The organism is Streptomyces triticisoli, from assembly GCF_003270085.1.
In the GTDB taxonomy this organism is placed as follows: Bacteria; Actinomycetota; Actinomycetes; order Streptomycetales; family Streptomycetaceae; genus Streptomyces; species Streptomyces triticisoli.
In genome coordinates this window covers 24913-44185 of the sequence record NZ_QFDQ01000168.1, presented here as the reverse complement: position 1 = coordinate 44185, position 19273 = coordinate 24913, and the positions used below count along the sequence as shown (strand labels likewise).

Here is a 19273-nt window from a genome sequence, read left to right as displayed (position 1 = left end):
GGTCCCGCCGGCCGGCGCGCCATGCCCGGGGGCACCCGCCCCCGGCCCCGCGAGGCCACCCGGGGCAGGGCCCCGAGGCCGGACTCGCTCCTGGTTCCACCGAGTCGGGTGGGTGGGCGGGCGAAGGAAACCCCGTCGAGCCACCGCCCAGGTTCGCGGTACGGTTCTTGATGTCCCTGCCCACCTGGAAGGCAGGACCACCGACCCCGTACCGGCGGGCAACCCGGACACACACATGTACGTGGGGACTCTGTCCTTCGACCTCCTCCTCGGCGACGTCCACTCGCTGAAGGAGAAGCGTTCCGTCGTCCGCCCGATCATCGCCGAACTCCAGCGCAAATACACGGTGAGCGTGGCGGAGGTGGACCACACGAACCTCTACCGGCGAACCGTCATCGGCCTCGCCGCGGTCTCCGGCGACGCGACGCACCTGACCGACCTGCTGGACCGGTGCGAACGACTGGTCGCAGCCCGCCCCGAGGTGGAGCTGCTGTCCGTCAGACGCCGTTTCCACGGCGAGGACGACTAGCGAGGGCGCCCAGCCCGGCGAGGACGACCGGACAGACGCAGACGGACAGCATTCGGACAGACAGCACACACCACGCAACGCAGAAGAAGAAAGAACGGGAGACGGACCAGTGGCCGACAACGCGCGGGCGAAAAGGCTGGCGGACCTCATCCGAGAGGTGGTGGCCCAGAAGCTGCAGCGCGGGATCAAGGACCCGCGGCTCGGTTCGCACGTCACCATCACGGACACCCGGGTCACGGGTGACCTGCGGGAGGCGACCGTCTTCTACACGGTCTACGGGGACGACGAGGACCGCAAGGCCGCGGCCGCCGGCCTGGAGAGCGCCAAGGGCATCCTGCGCTCCGAGGTCGGCCGCGCGGCCGGCGTCAAGTTCACCCCCACCCTCACCTTCGTCGCGGACGCCCTCCCGGACACCGCCCGGACCATCGAGGACCTCCTCGACAAGGCCCGCGCCTCCGACGCGAAGGTGCGCGAGGCCTCCGCCGGCGCCTCCTACGCCGGTGGAGCGGACCCGTACCGGAAGCCGGGGTCCGACGACGAGACGGACGACACCACCGAATGAGCAGCAAGCCCACCCCGCCCGACGGCCTCGTCATCGTCGACAAGCCGTCGGGCTTCACTTCGCACGACGTCGTGGCCAAGATGCGCGGGATCGCGAAGACCCGCCGCATCGGCCACGCCGGCACCCTCGACCCCATGGCGACCGGCGTCCTCGTACTCGGCGTGGAGAAGGCCACCAAGCTCCTCGGCCACCTCGCGCTGACCGAGAAGGAGTACCTGGGCACCGTACGCCTCGGCCAGGACACGATCACCGACGACGCCGAGGGCGAGATCACCTCCTCCACGGACGCCTCCGGGGTCACCCGGGACGCCGTCGACACGGCCGTCGCCAAGCTGACCGGCGACATCATGCAGGTGCCGTCCAAGGTCAGTGCCATCAAGATCAACGGCGTACGGTCGTACAAGCGCGCCCGGGAGGGGGAGGAGTTCGACATCCCGGCCCGGCCGGTGACCGTCTCCTCCTTCAGGGTGTACGACATCAGGGAAGCCGCCGCCGACGACGGCACCCCCGTGCTCGACCTGGTGGTGTCGGTGGTCTGCTCCTCCGGCACCTACATCCGCGCCCTCGCCCGCGACCTGGGCGCGGACCTCGGCGTCGGCGGCCACCTCACCGCGCTGCGCCGCACCCGCGTCGGCCCGTACAAGCTGGACTCCGCCAGGACGCTGGACCAGCTCCAGCAGGAGCTGACCGTGATGCCGATCGCCGAGGCGGCCGCGGCCGCGTTCCCCCGCTGGGACGTCGACGCCCGGCGCGCCCGGCTGCTCACCAACGGCGTCCGGCTGGACATCCCCGACGAGTACGCGGGCACCGGCCCCGTGGCCGCCTTCGGCCCCGAGGGCAGCCTCCTCGCGCTCGTGGAGGAGCAGCGGGGCAAGGCCAGGAGCCTGACGGTCTTCGGCTGACGTCCGCCGTCCGCCCGTGGAGCGGCGAGCACGGGGTGTTCCACTGCCGCCGCTCCACGGTCCCCCCTCGGTTCCCCCACTCCTAAGCTGTATCCAGCCGCCCCCGCCCAATCACCCGACCGCGCGGGCGTACGGAGTGAACAGAGGGAGTGCGAGGGGGCGCGTTCACCACGCGATCTTTCCCGCCGATCATTCGCCGCCTACCGTCGAGAGCAGGGCTGGCGTACGCGTCCCCGCCCGACACCCGCTCGCCCACTGCCTGATGCCCGCTCGATCCCGGCCGGCAGTCGTCCGGCGACGTGCGCCCCGTCACAGCGTCCATGCCAATGCGGGCGGGGAACGCGGGGCATGGCACTCTTAGACCTGCGGACAAGGCAGCAGGACAAGCAAGACAACGCAAGACAACAAGGCAGCAGGGACACAGGTGCGACGAGGAGCAGTCACAGTGCAGCGCTGGCGTGGCTTGGAGGACATCCCCCACGACTGGGGGCGCAGCGTCGTCACCATCGGCTCCTACGACGGAGTCCACCGCGGACACCAGCTGATCATCGAGCACGCCGTGAACCGTGCCCGCGAGCTCGGCGTCCCCGCCGTCGTCGTCACCTTCGACCCGCACCCCAGCGAGGTCGTACGCCCCGGCAGCCACCCGCCGCTGCTGGCCCCCCACCACCGCCGTGCCGAACTGATGGCCGAGCTGGGGGTGGACGCGGTGCTCGTCCTGCCCTTCACCGCGGAGTTCTCGAAGCTGTCCCCGGCCGAGTTCGTCGTCAAGGTGCTGGTCGACAAGTTGCACGCCAAAGCGGTCGTCGAGGGCCCGAACTTCCGCTTCGGCCACAAGGCCGCCGGCAACGTGGAGTTCCTCGCCGAGCAGGGCAAGGTCTACGACTTCGAGGTCGAGGTCGTCGACCTGTACGTCACCGGAGAAGCGGGCGGCGGCGAGCCCTTCTCCTCGACCCTGACCCGCCGCCTGGTCGCCGAGGGCGATGTCGAGGGCGCCCGCGAGATCCTGGGCCGCCCGCACCGGGTGGAGGGCGTCGTGGTCCGCGGCGCCCAGCGGGGCCGCGAGCTGGGCTTCCCCACGGCCAACGTCGAAACGCTTCCGCACACCGCGATCCCCGCCGACGGCGTCTACGCCGGCTTTCTGCACGCCCAGGGCGAGGTGATGCCGGCCGCGATCTCCGTCGGCACGAACCCGCAGTTCGACGGCACCGAGCGCACGGTGGAGGCGTACGCCATCGACCGCGTCGGCCTCGACCTGTACGGGCTGCACGTCGCCGTCGAGTTCCTGGCCTTCGTCCGCGGCCAGGCGAAGTTCGAGTCCCTCCAGGCGCTGACGGAGACGATGGCGGAGGACGTCAAGAAGTGCCGGGAGATCATCGCGGCGGACACGAGGACGGAGTAGCCCGCGCCACGACGCTGCGCTACGCCCCTGCCGGAGCCGCGTCCTCCCGTGCGCGCGCCCAGTGGCACGCGACGTGGGACTCGCCGCTCCCGCCGAGGATCTCGAGATCCTGACCGCGGCACGCCCGGGCCACACCCGCCCGTTCGGCCTCGCCGCTCGCCAGGACGTGGCAGCGGACGTGGAAGCGGCAGCCGGAGGGGATGCGGGAGGGGTCCGGGGGCTCGCCGCCGAGGACGACCGGATCTCCGGGGGCCTCGGGCAGGACGGACAGCAGGGCCTGGGTGTACGGGTGCCGGGGTGCCGTCAGGACCTGCTCCACCTCACCGGTCTCCACGATCCGCCCCAGGTACATCACCGCGACCCGGTCGGCGATGTTCCAGGCCAGCCCCAGGTCGTGGGTCACCACCAGCGCGGACAGGCCGAGTTCGGTGCGCAGCCGCAGCAGCAGGGCGAGGATCTCACCGCGCACCGAGGCGTCCAGGGAGGCCACCGGCTCGTCGGCGACGAGGAGTTCGGGCTCGAGGACCAGCGCGCCCGCGATGACCACGCGCTGGCGCTGACCGCCGGACAGCTCGTGCGGGTAGCGCAGGAAGAAACGCTCGGGCGGACGCAGCCCGGCCCGGGACAGGGCCTCGGCGACCGCCGCCCGCTCGTCCCCGTCGTACCCGTGGATCCGCAGCCCCTCGGCCACGGCGTCGTACACCGTGTGGCGCGGGTTGAGCGAGCCGCTCGGGTCCTGGAGCACCAGCTGGGCCCGCTTGCGGTACGCCTTCAACGCGCGCGAGGAGTAGTCGAGCGGGGCACCGTCGAAGGTGACGCGTCCCGCGGTCGGCTCCACCAGACCGAGCAGCGAGCGGGCCAGCGTCGTCTTCCCGCACCCCGACTCGCCGACCAGCGCGACGATCTCGCCGGGCCGGATGTCGAGGTCCACCCCGTCCACGGCCCGGGCGGCCGGCGCGCCGTTCCGGCCGGGGAAGGTGATGCGCAGGCCCTCGGCCCTCAGCAGCGGTGGTGTGGTCGTCATGCGGTGCTGGTCCTCACTTCCGCCTCGTCCCCGGTGGCCGCGGCTCCTTCCGGCACATGCACACAAGCCGCCCGCCGCCCCGCTCCCGCCGCGCGCAGCACCTGGTCCTGGGTGGCGCAGACGTCCAGCGCGACCGGGCAGCGCGGGTGGAACGCGCACCCGGACGGCACCGCCGCCGGGTCCGGCGGGTCGCCCGGCAGCCCGCGCGGCGCGAAGCGGGACGCCGGATCGCCGATGCGGGGGAACGCCTCCGACAGGGCCCTGCCGTAGGGGTGCCGGGCGTCCTCGTAGACCTGCCGGGCCGGGCCCTCCTCGACCACCCGGCCCGCGTACATCACCGCCAGCCGGTCGCAGGTGTCGGCCAGGACGGCGAGATCATGGCTGATCATGACCAGCCCGAGGTCCTGCTCGCTCACCAGCCGCTGGATCAGCCGCAGGATCTGGGCCTGGACCATCACGTCCAGCGCCGTGGTGGGTTCGTCGGCGACGACCAGACGCGGATCGCAGGCCAGCGCCATCGCGATCATCACGCGCTGGCGCTGCCCGCCGGACAGCTCGTGCGGGTACGCGCTCGCCCGCGCCGCAGGCAGCCCCACCTGCTCCAGCAGTTCCCCGGCCCTCCTCCGCGCGCCCGCCGCGGTCGCCCCGCGGTGCAGCAGGATCGGCTCGGCGATCTGGTCACCGACCCGGTGCACGGCGTTCAGCGAGTGCATCGCGCCCTGGAAGACGATCGACGCCCCCGCCCAGCGCACCGCCCGCACCCGGCCCCACTTCATCGCCAACACGTCCTCGCCGTCCAGCAGGATCTCGCCGCCGATCCGGGTCCCGGCCGGCAGCAGCCGCAGCAGCGCCAGCGCCAGAGTGGACTTGCCGCAGCCGGACTCGCCCGCGATGCCGAGCTTCTCGCCCGGGGCGAGGGTCAGACCGACCCCGCGCACGGCGGCCGCACCACCCGGATACGTCACTTCCAGGTTCCGTACGTCGAGCAGGCTCAACGGGACACCCCCAGCCTGGGGTTGAGGACGGACTCGACCGCCCGCCCGCACAGCGTGAACGCCAGTGCGACGACCGCGATGGCGATACCCGGCGGCACCAGGTACCACCAGTCGCCGGAACTGACCGCCCCCGCCTCCCGCGCGTCCTGCAGCAGCCCGCCCCAGGACACGCCGGTCGGGTCGCCGAGCCCGAGGAAGGCCAGCGTCGCTTCCGCCAGGATCGCGGTGGAGATGATCAGGGTGGTCTGGGCGAGCACCAGCGGCATGACGTTCGGCAGCACATGCCGGGACATCACATGCCAGTGACCGCCGCCGAGCGCCTTCGCCCGTTCGATGTACGGCCGTGACTCCACCGCCAGCGTCTGCGCCCGCACCAGACGCGCGGTGGTCGGCCAGGTGGTCACGCCGATCGCCACGACGATGGTGCCCAGCGAGCGGGACATCACGGTGGCGAGCGCGATGGCGAGTACCAGCGTCGGCATCACCAGGAACCAGTCCGTGATCCGCATCATCACCGTGGCGTACCAGCCGCGGAAGTGCCCCGCGGTGATGCCGATGAACGCCCCGATCGCCACCGACAGCACGGCCGCGAGCAGCCCGACCAGCAGCGAGACCCGCGCACCCCAGACCATCAGGCCCAGCAGACTGCGCCCGAACTGGTCGGTGCCCAGCGGGAACCGCGCGCTCGGACTCTCCAGCGGCCCGCCGGGCGCGTCGGTCACGCTCCGCGCGTCCACCCCGACGGTCAGCGGCGCGGTCAGCGCGACCAGCGCGCACAGCACGAGCGCGGCGAGTCCGAAGACGCCCGCGCGGTGCGTCCGGTACTGCTTCCAGAAACGGGCGGCGGAGGCCCGGCGGCGCTGCCAGGTGAGCGTGCGCGGACCGGGCGTGCCACGGCCCGGCGTGCCCGGTCCGGGCGCGTGCGGTCCGGGCGTCGTAGTGGTCTCCGTCTCGGCGGTCATCGGCCCACCCTCGGATCGAACAATGGATACAGCAGATCGGCGAGGGTGTTCATCACGATCACCGCAGACGCGAAGACGAAGAAAAGCCCCTGCACCAGCGGCAGATCGGGCACGCTCAGCCCCTGGTAGAACAGCCCGCCGAGCCCCGGCCAGGAGAACACCGTCTCGACGAGGATCACACCCGCCACGGTCCGGCCGAGATTGACGAAGATCAGCGTCACGGTCGGCAGCAGCGCGTTCGGCACGGCGTGCCGGCGCCGTACCAGATCGTCCCGAAGCCCCTTGGCCCGCGCGGTCGTCAGATAGTCGCCGCCCATCTCGTCCAGCAGCGCCGACCGTGTGACCAGCAGGGTCTGCCCGTACTCCACCGCGACCAGCGTCACCACCGGCAGCACGAGGTGGTGGGCGACGTCGACGGCGTACGCGAAGCCCTCCTTGCCGCCCGACTCCATGCCCCCGGTCGGGAACAGACCCGGAATCGGGCCCACACCCACCGACAGCACGATGATGAGCAGCAGCCCCAGCCAGAAGGACGGAACGGAGTAGAGCGTCAGCGCCAGACCCGTGTTGAGGCGGTCGCCGAGCCGGCCGTGCCGCCAGGCGGAGCGGGTGCCGAGGACGATGCCGAGCGCGGTGTAGAGCACGAAGGCCGTACCGGTCAGCAGCAGGGTGTTCGGCAGAGCCTCGATGATCTTGTCGATGACCGGTGCGCGGAACTGGTACGAGGTCCCCAGATCCCCGGTCAGCGCCTTGCCGCAGTAGTGCGTGAACTGCTGCCACATGGGCAGGTCGAGCCCGAACTCCCGCCGGTAGGCGGCGAGCTGCTGAGCGGAGACCGGGCGTCCGCCGGTCATGAACTTCACCGGGTCGCCCGGGATCAGCCGGAAGAGGAAGAAGCTGGTGACGAGGACGGCGAGCAGCGAGACGGCCGCGCCAGCCAACTTGCCCGCCACGTACCGCAGATACGCGGCACCGCTCCTGGCCCGTGGCCCCCGGCCCGCCGCCGGCCCGGACGTCCCCGGGTCGGCGGCGGCCCCCTCGGCCGGCGCGGGTGTCGCTTCAGCGGTCATGCGCGCTCACCGTCTGCTTCGCTCACTGCCTGTCCCGCCCACTGTCTACTCACGGTCCTCCGCCGTGGCCCGGCGGCGCACCGTGAAGAGAACCGCGAGGCCGGCGAGGACGACGACACCCGCCACGATCCCGATGACGACGCCCGTGGACGTGGAGCTGTCCGAGGAGTCGCCGGAGTTCGCCGGAACGGCCGACCACCAGCTCCAGTAGCCGTCCTGCCCGTAGATGTTCCCCGCCTCGGCCGGCATGGTCGTGATCGACTCGATCTGGTCCGTGCGGTAGGCCTCGACCGCGTTCGGATAGGCCATGACGTTCATGTACCCGAGGTCGTACAGCCGTGACTCCATCTGCTGGACGAGGTCCGCCCGTTGGACCGGGTCGTACTCGGCGAGCTGCTTGGCGTACAGCTCGTCGTACGTCTTGTCGCAGATGAAGTTGTCCGTGGCGCCGGTGTCCTTGGGAGTCGCCGGGAGCGCGGCGCAGGTGTGGATGGAGAGCACGTAGTCGGGGTCCGGGTTGACCGACCAGCCGTCGAAGGCCAGGTCGTACTTGCCCGCGAGCCACGGGTCGGTCACGTTGTCCAGGCAGTCGAGGGTGACCCCGATGCCGAGCTTGCCCCACCACTCCTTCAGGTACTTGCCGACCGCCTTGTCGTTGGGGTCGGTGGCGTGGCACAGCACCCGGTAGTTCAGCGGCTTGCCGTCCTTGCCGACGCGCCTGCCGTCGGCGTTCGCCCGGTAGCCCGCCTGGTCGAGGAGCTCGGCGGCCTTCTCCGGGTCGTACGCCAGCTCCTGGCTCGCCGACGGCTTCCAGAAGTACGTCGGGTAGCGCGGCGGGATGTAGCCCTGGCCCTCCACCGCGTGGCCCTGGAAGACCTTGTCGATGATGGTCTTCCGGTCCACCGCCATGAACAGCGCGTTCCGCACCCGCTGGTCCAGCAGGGACGGGTGGCCGTCACCGAACTTCTCGCCGTTCCTGGCCTGCGCGCCCGGGTTGGTGGCCAGGGCGTAGAAGCGGCGGCCGGGGCCTTCGTTGACACGGATGTCCTTCTCGCCCTTGAGCGAGGCTGCCTGCGCGGGCGTCAGGGCCGGCGAGCCGGCCACGAAGGAGACCTCGCCCTTGCGCAGGGCGGCGACGGCGGCGTCCTGGTCCTTGTAGTACCGGAAGACCAGCTCGTCGAACTTCGGCGCGCCCCGCCAGAAGCTCTTGTTGGACTTCAGACGCACATAGCTGTCGGGCTTGTAGTCGGTGAGGACGAACGGCCCGTTCCCGACGATCGGGAAGCTCTTGTCGTTGTTGAACTTGGAGAAGTCGTCGACCTTCTCCCAGATGTGCTTGGGCACGATCGGCACGTCGAGCGCGGTCATCGTGGCCTGCGGCTTCTTCAGCCGGATCACCAGCTGGGTGGGGCTCGGTGCGGTGACCTCGGCGAAGTTGGTGACGAAGTTGCCGTTGGCGGTGGCGGCGCCCTCGTCGGTCATCATCTTGTTGAGCGTCCACGCCGCGTCCTCGGCGGTGGTCTGCTGTCCGTCCGACCACTTCGAGTCGGATCGGATCGTGAAGGTCCAGGTCAGCTTGTCCGGCGACGGCTCCCACTCGGTGGCCAGGGCCGGGACGACATGGGCGTCCTTCGGGTCGTAGTTGGTCAGGTACTCGTACATCAGCCGGTGGACGCTCGTGCTGAGCAGCCGGCCGGCCAGGAACGGGCTGAGTGAGTCGACGCTCTGCGCGACGGCGACGGTGAGGACCTTCTTGCCCTGAGCGCCTTCGGCGGCCCGGGCCTGTGGCGCGGCCGGGGCGAGCGGGGTCGCGAGACCGGCCGTGAGGACGAGGGCGGCGGCGCCCGCGGTGGCGAGAAGCCGGGTTCGCCTCAGACGTGGGCCGGTACGTCCTCTGCCGTGCTGATCGTGTGTGCTCATGGCTCGGTGACCTCGCGTCATCGCACGCAGGAAACGGTTTGCGCCTCCTGCCGGGGCGGGCTTGAACAGGCTTGAACGGGCTTGATCGGGTGACGCCGGCGGGAATGGAGTGAGTGTCTATCAGCGGCAGTCTGCGCGCGTCAACGGTGCGTCAAACCCTATGTGGCCTGCGGAAACAACGACTGCGTCGCTCCGCCGCTCTTATTGGTGGAGACCACTGAAGCCTCGCAGGTGAGAGCGTGGCGGCGGAAACACGACCGATTCTGACTGCGAACGCGCGAAGGCCCGCGCCGTCGGGGGACGGCGCGGGCCGGGAGGGTACGGGGTGGGCCGGGAGGGTACGGGGTGGGGTTGCCGGGGTTACTGCTGAGGCGGAGGCGGGGTCTGGCCCTGCGGGGGAGGGGGCTGTTGGGGGTGCTGCGGGTAGGGCTGGCCGGGGTAGGGCTGCGGGCCCGCGACGGGGGGTGGGCCCGGGTACGGCTGGCCGGGGCCGGGCTGGCCGGGCTGTTGCTGGGGAGCGAACTGTCCCGGAGCCGGCTGTCCCGGCTGTCCCGGATAAGGGTGCTGTCCCGGATAAGGGTGCTGCTCCGGATAGGGGTGCTGCCCCGGCACGGGCTGTCCCGGAGCCGGCTGTCCCGGCTGGCCCGGAATCGGCTGACCCGGCAGCGGCGGGGCCGCGACCGGCGGCGGGTTGCCGTCGGACGTCCACAGCCCGTGCGACTGCTGGTGCCGTACGAAGTCCTCGGCGACCATCGCCGCGAGGTTGAAGTACGCCTCCCGCACCTTCGGCCGCATCATGTCCAGGTCGACCTCGGCACCGGCGGCCAGATGCTCGTCGAAGGGCACCACGACGACCCCGCGGCAACGGGTCTCGAAGTGGGAGACTATGTCCTCCACCTTGATCATCTTGCCGGTCTCGCGCACACCGGAGATCACGGTGAGGGAGCGCGCGACCAGGTCGGCGTACCCGTGCGCGGACAGCCAGTCCAGTGTCGTACTGGCGCTGCTCGCACCGTCCACGGACGGAGTGGAGATGATGATGAGCTGATCGGCGAGGTCGAGCACACCGCGCATGGCGCTGTAGAGCAGACCCGTGCCGGAGTCGGTGAGGATGATCGGGTACTGCTTGCCCAGCACGTCGATCGCGCGGCGGTAGTCCTCGTCGTTGAACGTCGTGGACACGGCCGGGTCGACGTCGTTGGCGATGATCTCAAGGCCGGAGGACGCCTGGGACGTGAACCGCCGGATGTCCATGTAGGAGTTGAGGTACGGGATCGCCTGGACGAGGTCACGGATGGTGGCCCCGGTCTCCCGGCGCACCCGGCGGCCGAGCGTACCGGCGTCCGGGTTGGCGTCGATGGCGAGGATCTTGTCCTGCCGCTCGGTGGCGAGCGTGGAGCCGAGCGCGGTGGTGGTGGTCGTCTTGCCGACACCGCCCTTGAGGCTGATCACGGCGATCCGGTAGCAGGACAGCACCGGCGTACGGATCAACTCCAGCTTCCGCTGCCGCTCGGCCTCCTCCTTCTTCCCACCGATCCTGAACCGGGGCCCGGCACCGGCCGGCCGGCTGCTACGGGCCTTCTGCTTCTTGTTGTTGAGCAGCCGGTCGGAGGACAGCTCCACGGCCGCCGTGTAACCGAGCGGTGCGGCCCCGAGATTGGTCGGCTGCCGCTGATCGTGCTGCACCGGCTGCGGCCAGCCGGTCCCGAGCCGAGGATCGACGGGCTGCTGAGCCTGAGCCTGAGCCGGGTCAGGCTGCTGGGGCGGCTGCGGGAAACCGTAACCACTGGGCGGGACGGGCGGGTTGGGGGCGGCACCCTGGGGTTGGGGGAAGCCGTATCCGGCTTGGGGGTTGGCCGGTGTCGTAGGGGTGCCCATGGGCTGCTGGGCGGGCGGCTGTGGTGCGCCTGGTGTTCCGGGTTGGGGGAAGCCGTATCCGGCTTGGGGGTTGGCCGGTGTCGTAGGGGTGCCCATGGGCTGCTGGGTGGGCGGCTGTGGTGCGCCTGGTGTTCCGGGCTGGGGGAAGCCGTACCCCGGCTGGGGGGCCGCCGGGTTCCAGGCAGCGGGGGCCGACTGTGGCGCCTGCGGCTGGAAGGGCGGCTGCTGGGGCGGCTCGGAAGGCGGCCCCTGCGGAGCCGTCGGCTGTGACTGCGACTGTGACTGCGACTGCGCCGGCGCGGCCGGGTGGGACTGCGGCCGACTGGGCCACTGGGCCGCCGGAGCGGGCGCGGCGGGCTGGTACGACGGCGGCAGCGGCGGCACCGGCCCCTGCGGGACCGGTGGGGGAGCCCAGGAGGCAGGAGCGCCCTGCGGGACGGCGTCCTGGGGTGCGGTGGCGTCCTGGGGCTCGGCCGAGGCAGGCCGAGCGGCCGCGACAGCGGATTCCCCGGCCTCGCCGCCCGCGGACTCGGCGTCGGCCGAAGCGGCGTCCGCGCCACCGGTTTCCGCCGCCTCGGCATCCGTGGGTTGCGAGGTATCCGCTGCATCCGTGTCCGCCGCCGGGGAGCTCCCGGCCTCGCCCGGCTCGCCCTCGGCGGACTCAAAGTCACCGGACGCCTCGGCGACGGACTCCGCCGCCTCGGCCTCGCCGGAGGGGTCGGCGGACTCGACCGCACCCTCCGTACCACGCTCGTCCGACGCCGTGTCCTCCGCGGCCTGGCCCTCTCCCTCCGTCGGCGCGACGGACTCGTCCCCCTGGACCTCGGTCTCGGGCGCCTCGCCCTGCGCGCCGTCCCGCTCCGAGATCTCCCGCTTCAGGGCACCGGCGGAGATCCGCATGGTGGCACCGCTCTCGAGGTCACCGGCCCCGGAACCCGCACCCTGCTCCTGCGGCTCGAACCCACTGCCCGCCGGAAGGTTCGGCACGGCCACCGGGTTCTCCTCCGGCGGCGCGGGCGGCGTGGGCGGCGTGTAGGCCCCGTCCGGCTGGAACGCCGGAGGCGGAGTCACCCCGGGCACCGGCCCACTCGGAACAGCGGACCCCGCAGGAGCGGCGGGAGCGGCAGGAGCCCCCGGCGAAGCCGGCGAACCGGAGGACACCGGTGAACCGGAGGACTCTGCCACCTCCCCGGCCCCGGACCCCGAACCGCTCGGCGCGTTCTGCGTGTACCAGGCGGGCGGTGCGTAGTCGATGGTGAACTCGCCGGTCGTCTCGATGGCCGACTCCGCGTCGGGCTGGTCATCGTCGGGTGTGGCCCAGCCCCCGCGGATCCCGTCCCGATCGCTGTTCACAGTTCCTCCTGGTGTGGTCGAGCACCCTCATGCTGCCGGGGCGACCATGTCGTGTCGGTCCGAGTCGTCCGTAGTAGTTCGAGGCAGTCCGATCCACCGGCTCTCCCCTGGGCCGTCGACGCCTGGTCCACGGGTACTGACGTCGCGCCCGCTCCCAGCCTAATCACCACGGGCCACACCGCGGCAGGCCCGTCCACCTCCCAACGCACACCCATCAGGTAACGCATGCCCGGGAGTTGACAAGGCCGACCGCCACCGCGCCACATCGGACCCGAACAAAACAGCCGAGAAGGGCCGGAAGGAACGGTTCAGTCCATCCGTCGCGGATTGCCCAGCAATCCGGTCTCGGCATCGGTGGGTCGGGTCATCACGTACTGCCGGTCCCGGTCGGCGCACCACAGCGTGACACCATCGGGGAGCGTCGGCAGGGACTCCACGTCCGCCCGCGGCAACGCCATGGTGCGACTCAGGTCGGCGGCCTCGTCCGGCGAGATCCGCTGGACGCCGACGAGCCGTGCCTGCCGTATCAGCCGAGGGGCCACCGGACTCAGATACGGCAGCAGGGTCAGCACCGACTGCCAAGGACCCGACACGACCCGGCCGCGCGGCGGCCGCATGCCGCAGTCCCGCACGACCAGCACGGGCGTGCCGGCCGACGCGCCCTGCGGGGGCACTCGGCCCACCTCGTACACGGCCAGGCCGTTCTGACCGCCGCCCATGGCGTGCACCATCTGCACCCAGGACTGGGGCCGGCCCGTCTCCACGGCGACACGTGCCCCGGTGGCCGCCGCGCGCAGGGCAAGGACCTGCGCCGTCCACAGGCCGCCGATGAGCACGACGTCGTACGGCGTGGGCCGGTTGAGCCCCAGGACGGCGGGCTGCCCCTCGGCGTCCACGCCGATGACGACACCGTCGTCCCCGATGGGCAGCGCGAGCGCGTCCACCTGCTCCGCGGAGAGCGTGTGGCGTCCGTGCCGCGGACCGATCAGCCCGAGGCCGCTGCGCAGCCGCCCCCGCAACCGCTCGGCGGCAGAAGGCGGAACATCACCCGAAGGGTCAGCCGTCTGCGTGGTCATGGCGGTCACCGGGCACCTCCGAGGGGCAGTGTGGCGAGCATGCCGGGCACCTGCTCCCGGTCCAGACGAGCGAGTCCCGTGCCCGCCTGCCGCGCGACGTCCTCCAACGCGCGCCGCGCGGCCACCAGTTCGTCGTCACTGCGCCCGGTGACCCGTACGTGTCCGCACAGCGCCGTCTCCTGCCGCTCCGCGCGCGAGAGCGTGAGGCTGAACGTCGTGGCGAGCGCCGGCACGCTGGTGAGCAGCGCCACGAACTGCGGCAGGGACGGGCCGTGGCCGCCCAGTCGGGGCCAGCGCCGAACCCAGTAGGTGGTGTGGCGGCGGTTGTCGCAGCGCCAGCTGCGGCCGGATTCCTCCGTCCGCCGCTCCCGCGTCTCGCTCCGTCCGGCCTCCGCGGTCACCAGCGGGTTGGCACACGCGGACGTGGCGATGGCGGCGGTCAGCTCCTCCTCGTTGAGCAGGGTCGTACGGAACCCGGCCCCCGTCAGCCGACTGGCAAGGTGATCGGCAACCCGCGCAAGGCACTTCTGCGCCCCCACGAGCCCTCCGCCCCGCGCCTCCACCGCCTCCCGGCACAGCTCCGGGTCGAGCTTCAGCGCGATCCACGTGATGCGCACCGCCGGCGCACCGGTCTGCTCCTGCAGCGGCGCGTAGTTCGTCACGGCCACCGAGTGCTGCGGCAGGTGCAGCGCCGGCGCGGGCTGCGTGTGCAGCACGATCTGCGCCGACTCCAGCCGTATCCCGTCCACCTCCAGCGCGTCCCGCACCAGCCCGACCGGCAACGGCTGCCGCCCCCGCTCGGCCCGCAACGCCGTGACATCGGCCTCCACCTGCACGACGGCACTGAGAAAGGTCCCGTCCCCGACCATTCCGACGGGGCGCCGCTCCCTGCCGCCGTGGGAGTAGGTACGCAGGCTGGGGTCACACTCGACGGCGGGGGCGAAACCGGACTCGACGCGCGGCGGCACCGGAGTGCTCGCGGCCCGCCGCTTGCGGGCCCGCAACGCGAGCAGGGTGCCCAGCCACTCCGGCAGGGTGCGTCCACGGCGGCGGACGAAGGCCAGTGCCAGGAGGGCGGTGGCGACGACGCTCGCCGGTACGAGTGCGAACGGTCCCACCAGCCATCCGCAGAACAGCAGCGCGACGGCCAACTCCAGCAGTACGAGCCGCTGCAGCGCGAACGAGCCCCCGCGTCCCGAACGAGACCTAAGGTGCGGGGTGAAGGAGCCACGGGCCGGTGCATCGGGCGGGTCGGCGGAGCGGGAATCGCGGGCACTCGGCTGCCCGGCGTCACCGGATCGCGCCCGCGATTGCGATCGCGATCGGGTCCGTGCTGTGGAAGCCACTACTCCAACCCCCGAACTCTCCTGAAAGCACTCGTGCGCAGCCGCCTCACGGCCTCAGCACCCTACCCATGCCGCGGACAGTGCCACGCAACAGGCATAGTAGGGGCCGTTGCTGACAGTTGAGGCACCAGAGGGCAGTCGAGGAACCGGGGTCGGTGCGCGCACCGGGCCCCCACGAGTCCTTCACGACTCCGCACGGGGAGAGAGCGGAAACAGATGGCATCACGGCGGGACGAACTCAACGCCTACACCTTCGCGAAGCGCCGTATGCTCGCATCCTTCCTCCGGCCCTCGCCGTCGGGTTCGGAGGAGGGCGCCCCCAAGCCGCTGGGCGCGGTAGTGCCCGGTGTCGTCGTCGGCGTGGTGGTCCTCGCGGTGTTCGGAGGCATCGGCCTGTTCAGCCCGACGGCACCCAAGGGCTGGGACAAGCCCGAGGAACACGTCATCGTCGCCAGCGAGTCGACCACGCGCTACGTGGTGCTGAAGACGGGCAAACGGACCCAGTTGCACCCGGTCCTGAACATGGCCTCCGCGAAACTCCTGCTGGATCCGGGCAAGAACAGCGTCATCACCGTCGACGAGAAGGTCCTCGACAGCGGCAAGCCCCCGCACGGCGCCACGATCGGCATCCCTTACGCGCCTGACCGGCTGCCCACACCCGGCGAGGCCGAGGCACCCAAGCGCTGGATGGTCTGCGAGCGTCCCGGCGACGGCGGCCGGGCCGTCCAGAAGGCGGCGTTCGTTTTCGCCGAGAAGGAGTGGTCCAGGACGGAGGGGAGCCAGAAACTCTCGGGCGGCGACCTGATGTACGTCGTCGGCCCCGACGGGAAGACCCAATATGTCGTCGATGCGGGCGGTACTGCGTACCAGTTGGCCTACCCGGCCGACAAGGAACTGCTCAAGGCCCTCGACACCCAGGGCCGCGCCCCGCAGCGCGTCTCCCAGGAATGGCTCGCGACCCTTCACAAGGGCGACCCGATCGAGATCCCGGAGATCGACGACACGCCGGGTGCGACAGCGGGCGCGTTCAGCGGGGTGCAGCAGTACGACCAGTACGACAAGGTCGGCATGGTCATCAAGGCGTACGACGGCCGGCGGATGCAGTACTACGTGGTGCTGCCCGGCCGCGTGGCCCGCGTCTCCGAGTTCACCGCCACGCTGCTGCTCAACAGCCGTGACCTGGTCGCCGTCGGCCAGGCGGGCGAGGCCCAGCAGGTCAGCCCCGGCGCGGTCACCGACAGCACGACGTTCGCCGGGGACAGGAACTGGCCGACGTACAAACCGAGAACAGTGAACGACGGGGGCCGCACGACGTCCGGCCGCAACACCGTCTGCACGGTCCTGCGCTCCGTCGACGGCCAGGGCCGGACGACTCTGTCCACGTGGGTGAGCACCGACTTCCCCGCACAACTGCCCACCGGCTCCTCCAGCGCGTACGTCACCCCCGGCTCGGGCCTGCTCTTCCGGCAGTTCCAGGGCACCGAGACACAGGCGGGCGGCGTCTTCCTGGTGACCGACACGGGCCTGCGCTACGCCCTGCAGTCCAACAGCGACAGCGCCACCGACGACAAGGGCATCGGCACCTCCGCCCAGCAGCGCGAGGCGGCGCTCAAGGAGGCGAGGATCGCCCAGACCCGGCTCGGCTACGAACGGGTCAAACCGACCCCCGTTCCCGCGGAGTGGTCGACGTTCCTGCCGACCGGCCCGCGCCTGTCGGAGGCCGCGGCACGGCAGCCGCAGGGCTCGTAGCCGCGGAGGAGACGACATGCTGAAGGCAATCACCTCCGGCCGCCGCATCCGCGCGGGCACCACGACCCGAACGGCGGCCCTGACCGCGGCCATCGCACTCACGGTGACGACCCACGTACTCGCCGCGCCGGCCACCGCCGCCTGGGCGGACGACGGCCAGTGCACGTTCCCGTCGAAGCCGTACCAGGGCCGCCCCTGGGCGCTGCAGCGGGTCAACCTGGACGAGCTGTGGGCGCAGTCCACGGGCAAGGGCGTCCAAGTCGCCGTGATCGACACGGGGGTCGACGTCAAGAACCCCCAACTGAGGTCGGCCGTCGACGCGTCCAAGGGCAGGAACTACCTGCCCGCCAAGAACGCCAGGGGCGAGAAGATCGACCGTGGCGACAACCGGGGAACCACCGACACCGTCGGCCACGGCACCCGCGTGGCCGGCATCATCGCGGCTCGCCCCGCCAAGAACACGGGCTTCGTGGGTCTGGCGCCGGACGCAGTGATCATCCCGATGAAACAGAACAACGCGGAGGGCGACGGAACGGCCGCCACGCTCGCCCAGGCGATCCGCGACGCGGTGGGCGCGGGCGCCGACGTCATCAACATCTCCCAGGACACGGCCAACGCCGTCGAGCCCGACCCCAGCCTGGAGCAGGCGGTCGACCACGCCCTCGGCCAGGGTGTCGTGGTGGTGGCCTCGGCCGGCAACGACGGACTGGGCGGCAATGCCAAGGCCACCTACCCGGCGTCGTACGAGGGCGTCCTCGCGGTGGCGTCCTCCGACCGCAACAACGAACGCGCTCCCTTCTCCCAGTCGGGGGAGTTCGTCGGGGTCGCGGCACCCGGCGTCGACATGATCTCCACGGTCCCCGGCGGCGGCCACTGTTCCGACAACGGCACCAGTTTCTCCGCCCCGTACGTCGCCGGAGTGGCGGCCCTGCTGAAAGCCAAGTACCCCCAGTGGACGGCCCGGCAGGTCGTCGCCCAGATCGAACAGACCGCGGAACGCTCGGTCGCCGGCCACGACCGCCTGGTCGGCTGGGGCGTGGTCGACCCGGTCAGGGCCCTGACGGACGTGGACCCCGCCCACCCCGTGGAATCCCCCGAGGCCCGGGAAGGCGTCACCCGCGCCGAGGCCCCCTCGGTAACCCCCCTGCACTTCGGCGAAACCCCCGACGAACGCAACCAGCGCCTGGGCACCTACGTGACAGTCGGCGGCCTGGTCCTGGCGGCGGTCCTGAGCGGAGCGGCAGTGGCGGTACGGGACGCGCGGCGGCGGCGCGGGCGCGTGGGCGGTGAAGCATGACGACGATGGCAGTGATCACCTTCGCGCTGTCCGCCGCACTGGTGGCGATGGCCTGCGTGAAGGCCTCCCGCGTACGAGCCTGGCGCCACACGGTCAACCCGCCGGCCCCCGAAGTCCCGGACTCCGTTTTCACCGTCGCCAGCATCATGCTCTTCGCCGTGGCCGCCGTCGGCATCCACACAGGCGCCCACGCCCTGTCGGCGGCCGACAACGGAGCATGGAGCGACGTCGAACTGACGAGCGCGGTAGACGGAGCCACACAGGACCTGAACGGCAGCTTCGAATACGGCGACATATGCGACGACGGTACGAAATCAGCCGACTTCGACGGTGAATACCCCACGAAGATCGAAGACAAGGTCATCCAATACGGCGGCGACGCATCCCAATTCGGAGTGGACGCTTCCCTCACCGGCCCGGCAACGTCCACCAAGGCCTCATACCGCATCACAGCCACAGGAGCGGCCAAAACCTTCTGCATGCACGTCACCCGCAAACACACGGACGACGCCGAAACGGTGGCACTGGGCCTTCCGGGCGACGAGGCGAAGGTGACGATGCCGGTCTGTACGTATGCGGTGTCCAGCCGAGAGGGGGGAGTGCTGGGTATCGCCGTACTCCCGCCGTCCGACGAGCGTCATCTGCAGGTTTCCCCGGTCTCCACGACCTCGGTGTAATCAGTAATCAGCTTTTTCATGGCGGCTGCGTCGTTCACGTCCTTCGCATAGACCTCGATCACCGCGTAGAGCGTGTGCTCGGTGTGGTCCGGGCTGGCGCAGTTCTTCACTCGTCCCACTGCACCGGTGCCCGAAGAAAGGTAGACGTAACTGTCCGTCGGCTGTGCTGAATCCAGTTTCGGGTGGGCGTTGGCCACGTCGATGAGGCTATCGGTCTTTCCCCACCACTCCTGGCTCGCCATCAATGCGATCTTCCCGTCGACATCCACCTGACAGCGCTTCCTGCTGGGTACCGGGTTCTTCTCTTGAACATCGACCTCTTGGCCCGAGGGCAGCAGTCGCGCGAGCAGCTCCGGGGCGACGGAGACGCCGCACAAACTCTTGGGCACGTCGTACTCCTTCACTTCGGACGCCCTGGAGCAACCGACGACGAGTGCGCCGAGCGCCGTGAGTATCAGGGGTACGTCAACGAGTCGTCGGTTGATCAACTGGAGGCCTTTCATTCACTTCTAGTGGCTGGTCAGACAGGAA

The 19273-nt window shown here is 71.1% G+C and carries 16 protein-coding genes; 7 read left to right on the top strand and 9 right to left on the bottom strand.

The features are described from left to right. Positions 1-235 precede the first annotated feature (235 nt). From DEP02_RS22830 to DEP02_RS22815, 4 genes are all read left to right on the top strand, one after another. A complete protein-coding gene (locus DEP02_RS22830) occupies positions 236-529 on the top strand; it encodes a DUF503 domain-containing protein (RefSeq protein ID WP_112469564.1) in 294 nt (97 codons plus the stop codon). Positions 530-638: 109 nt separating this feature from the next. Further along, entirely contained in the window at positions 639-1091 is a 453-nt protein-coding gene (gene rbfA, locus DEP02_RS22825; protein ID WP_112469563.1) for a 30S ribosome-binding factor RbfA, read from the top strand. Continuing rightward, positions 1088-1993 (top strand): tRNA pseudouridine(55) synthase TruB, encoded by a 906-nt coding sequence (gene truB / locus DEP02_RS22820; protein WP_112469562.1) that lies wholly within the window; start codon positions 1088-1090, stop codon positions 1991-1993. The genes rbfA and truB overlap by 4 nt, the downstream gene beginning before the upstream one ends. Positions 1994-2438: 445 nt before the next feature. Beyond that, complete coding sequence (locus tag DEP02_RS22815) at positions 2439-3395, top strand: bifunctional riboflavin kinase/FAD synthetase (protein ID WP_112469561.1); 957 nt, start codon at positions 2439-2441, stop codon at positions 3393-3395. A 19-nt stretch (positions 3396-3414) separates the two neighbouring features. Here the strand turns inward: DEP02_RS22815 and DEP02_RS22810 are convergent, their stop codons facing one another. The 8 genes from DEP02_RS22810 to eccE form a co-directional block, all read right to left on the bottom strand. Further along, entirely contained in the window at positions 3415-4419 is a 1005-nt protein-coding gene (locus DEP02_RS22810) for an oligopeptide/dipeptide ABC transporter ATP-binding protein (RefSeq protein WP_112469560.1), read from the bottom strand. Continuing rightward, complete coding sequence (locus tag DEP02_RS22805; protein WP_112469559.1) at positions 4416-5414, bottom strand: ABC transporter ATP-binding protein; 999 nt, start codon at positions 5412-5414, stop codon at positions 4416-4418. The genes DEP02_RS22810 and DEP02_RS22805 overlap by 4 nt, the downstream gene beginning before the upstream one ends. Next, a complete protein-coding gene (locus DEP02_RS22800) occupies positions 5411-6376 on the bottom strand; it encodes an ABC transporter permease (protein WP_112469558.1) in 966 nt (321 codons plus the stop codon). The genes DEP02_RS22805 and DEP02_RS22800 overlap by 4 nt, the downstream gene beginning before the upstream one ends. Continuing rightward, positions 6373-7446 carry an ABC transporter permease gene (locus DEP02_RS22795; protein ID WP_112469557.1) on the bottom strand — a complete coding sequence of 358 codons (1074 nt, stop codon included), beginning with the start codon at positions 7444-7446 and terminating at the stop codon, positions 6373-6375. The genes DEP02_RS22800 and DEP02_RS22795 overlap by 4 nt, the downstream gene beginning before the upstream one ends. Positions 7447-7491: 45 nt before the next feature. After that, positions 7492-9366 (bottom strand): ABC transporter substrate-binding protein, encoded by a 1875-nt coding sequence (locus tag DEP02_RS22790; protein WP_112469556.1) that lies wholly within the window; start codon positions 9364-9366, stop codon positions 7492-7494. A gap of 360 nt (positions 9367-9726) precedes the next feature. Beyond that, on the bottom strand, positions 9727-12597 hold the full coding sequence (locus DEP02_RS22785; RefSeq protein WP_112469555.1) for an SCO5717 family growth-regulating ATPase: 2871 nt from the start codon (positions 12595-12597) through the stop codon (positions 9727-9729). 308 nt (positions 12598-12905) lie between these two features. Next, positions 12906-13673, bottom strand: a complete 768-nt coding sequence (locus tag DEP02_RS22780) for a hypothetical protein (RefSeq protein ID WP_232839241.1) — start codon at positions 13671-13673, stop codon at positions 12906-12908. Positions 13674-13678: 5 nt separating this feature from the next. Continuing rightward, positions 13679-15019 carry a type VII secretion protein EccE gene (eccE, locus tag DEP02_RS22775; RefSeq protein WP_269809374.1) on the bottom strand — a complete coding sequence of 447 codons (1341 nt, stop codon included), beginning with the start codon at positions 15017-15019 and terminating at the stop codon, positions 13679-13681. Between the two features lie 216 nt (positions 15020-15235). Here eccE and eccB point away from each other — a divergent pair, with 216 nt between their 5' ends. From eccB to DEP02_RS22760, 3 genes are read left to right on the top strand one after another with little or no spacing between them, the layout of a single operon-like run. Next, a complete protein-coding gene (gene eccB, locus DEP02_RS22770; protein ID WP_112469553.1) occupies positions 15236-16768 on the top strand; it encodes a type VII secretion protein EccB in 1533 nt (510 codons plus the stop codon). A 16-nt stretch (positions 16769-16784) separates the two neighbouring features. Beyond that, positions 16785-18065 (top strand): type VII secretion-associated serine protease mycosin, encoded by a 1281-nt coding sequence (gene mycP, locus DEP02_RS22765; protein ID WP_112469552.1) that lies wholly within the window; start codon positions 16785-16787, stop codon positions 18063-18065. Further along, positions 18062-18742, top strand: a complete 681-nt coding sequence (locus DEP02_RS22760; RefSeq protein WP_232839240.1) for a hypothetical protein — start codon at positions 18062-18064, stop codon at positions 18740-18742. Before mycP ends, DEP02_RS22760 begins: the two co-directional genes overlap by 4 nt. Here the strand turns inward: DEP02_RS22760 and DEP02_RS22755 are convergent. Then, positions 18703-19230 carry a hypothetical protein gene (locus DEP02_RS22755; RefSeq protein WP_112469551.1) on the bottom strand — a complete coding sequence of 176 codons (528 nt, stop codon included), beginning with the start codon at positions 19228-19230 and terminating at the stop codon, positions 18703-18705. The two genes, DEP02_RS22760 and DEP02_RS22755, sit on opposite strands and share 40 nt — an antisense overlap. Between the last annotated feature and the right edge of the window lie 43 nt (positions 19231-19273).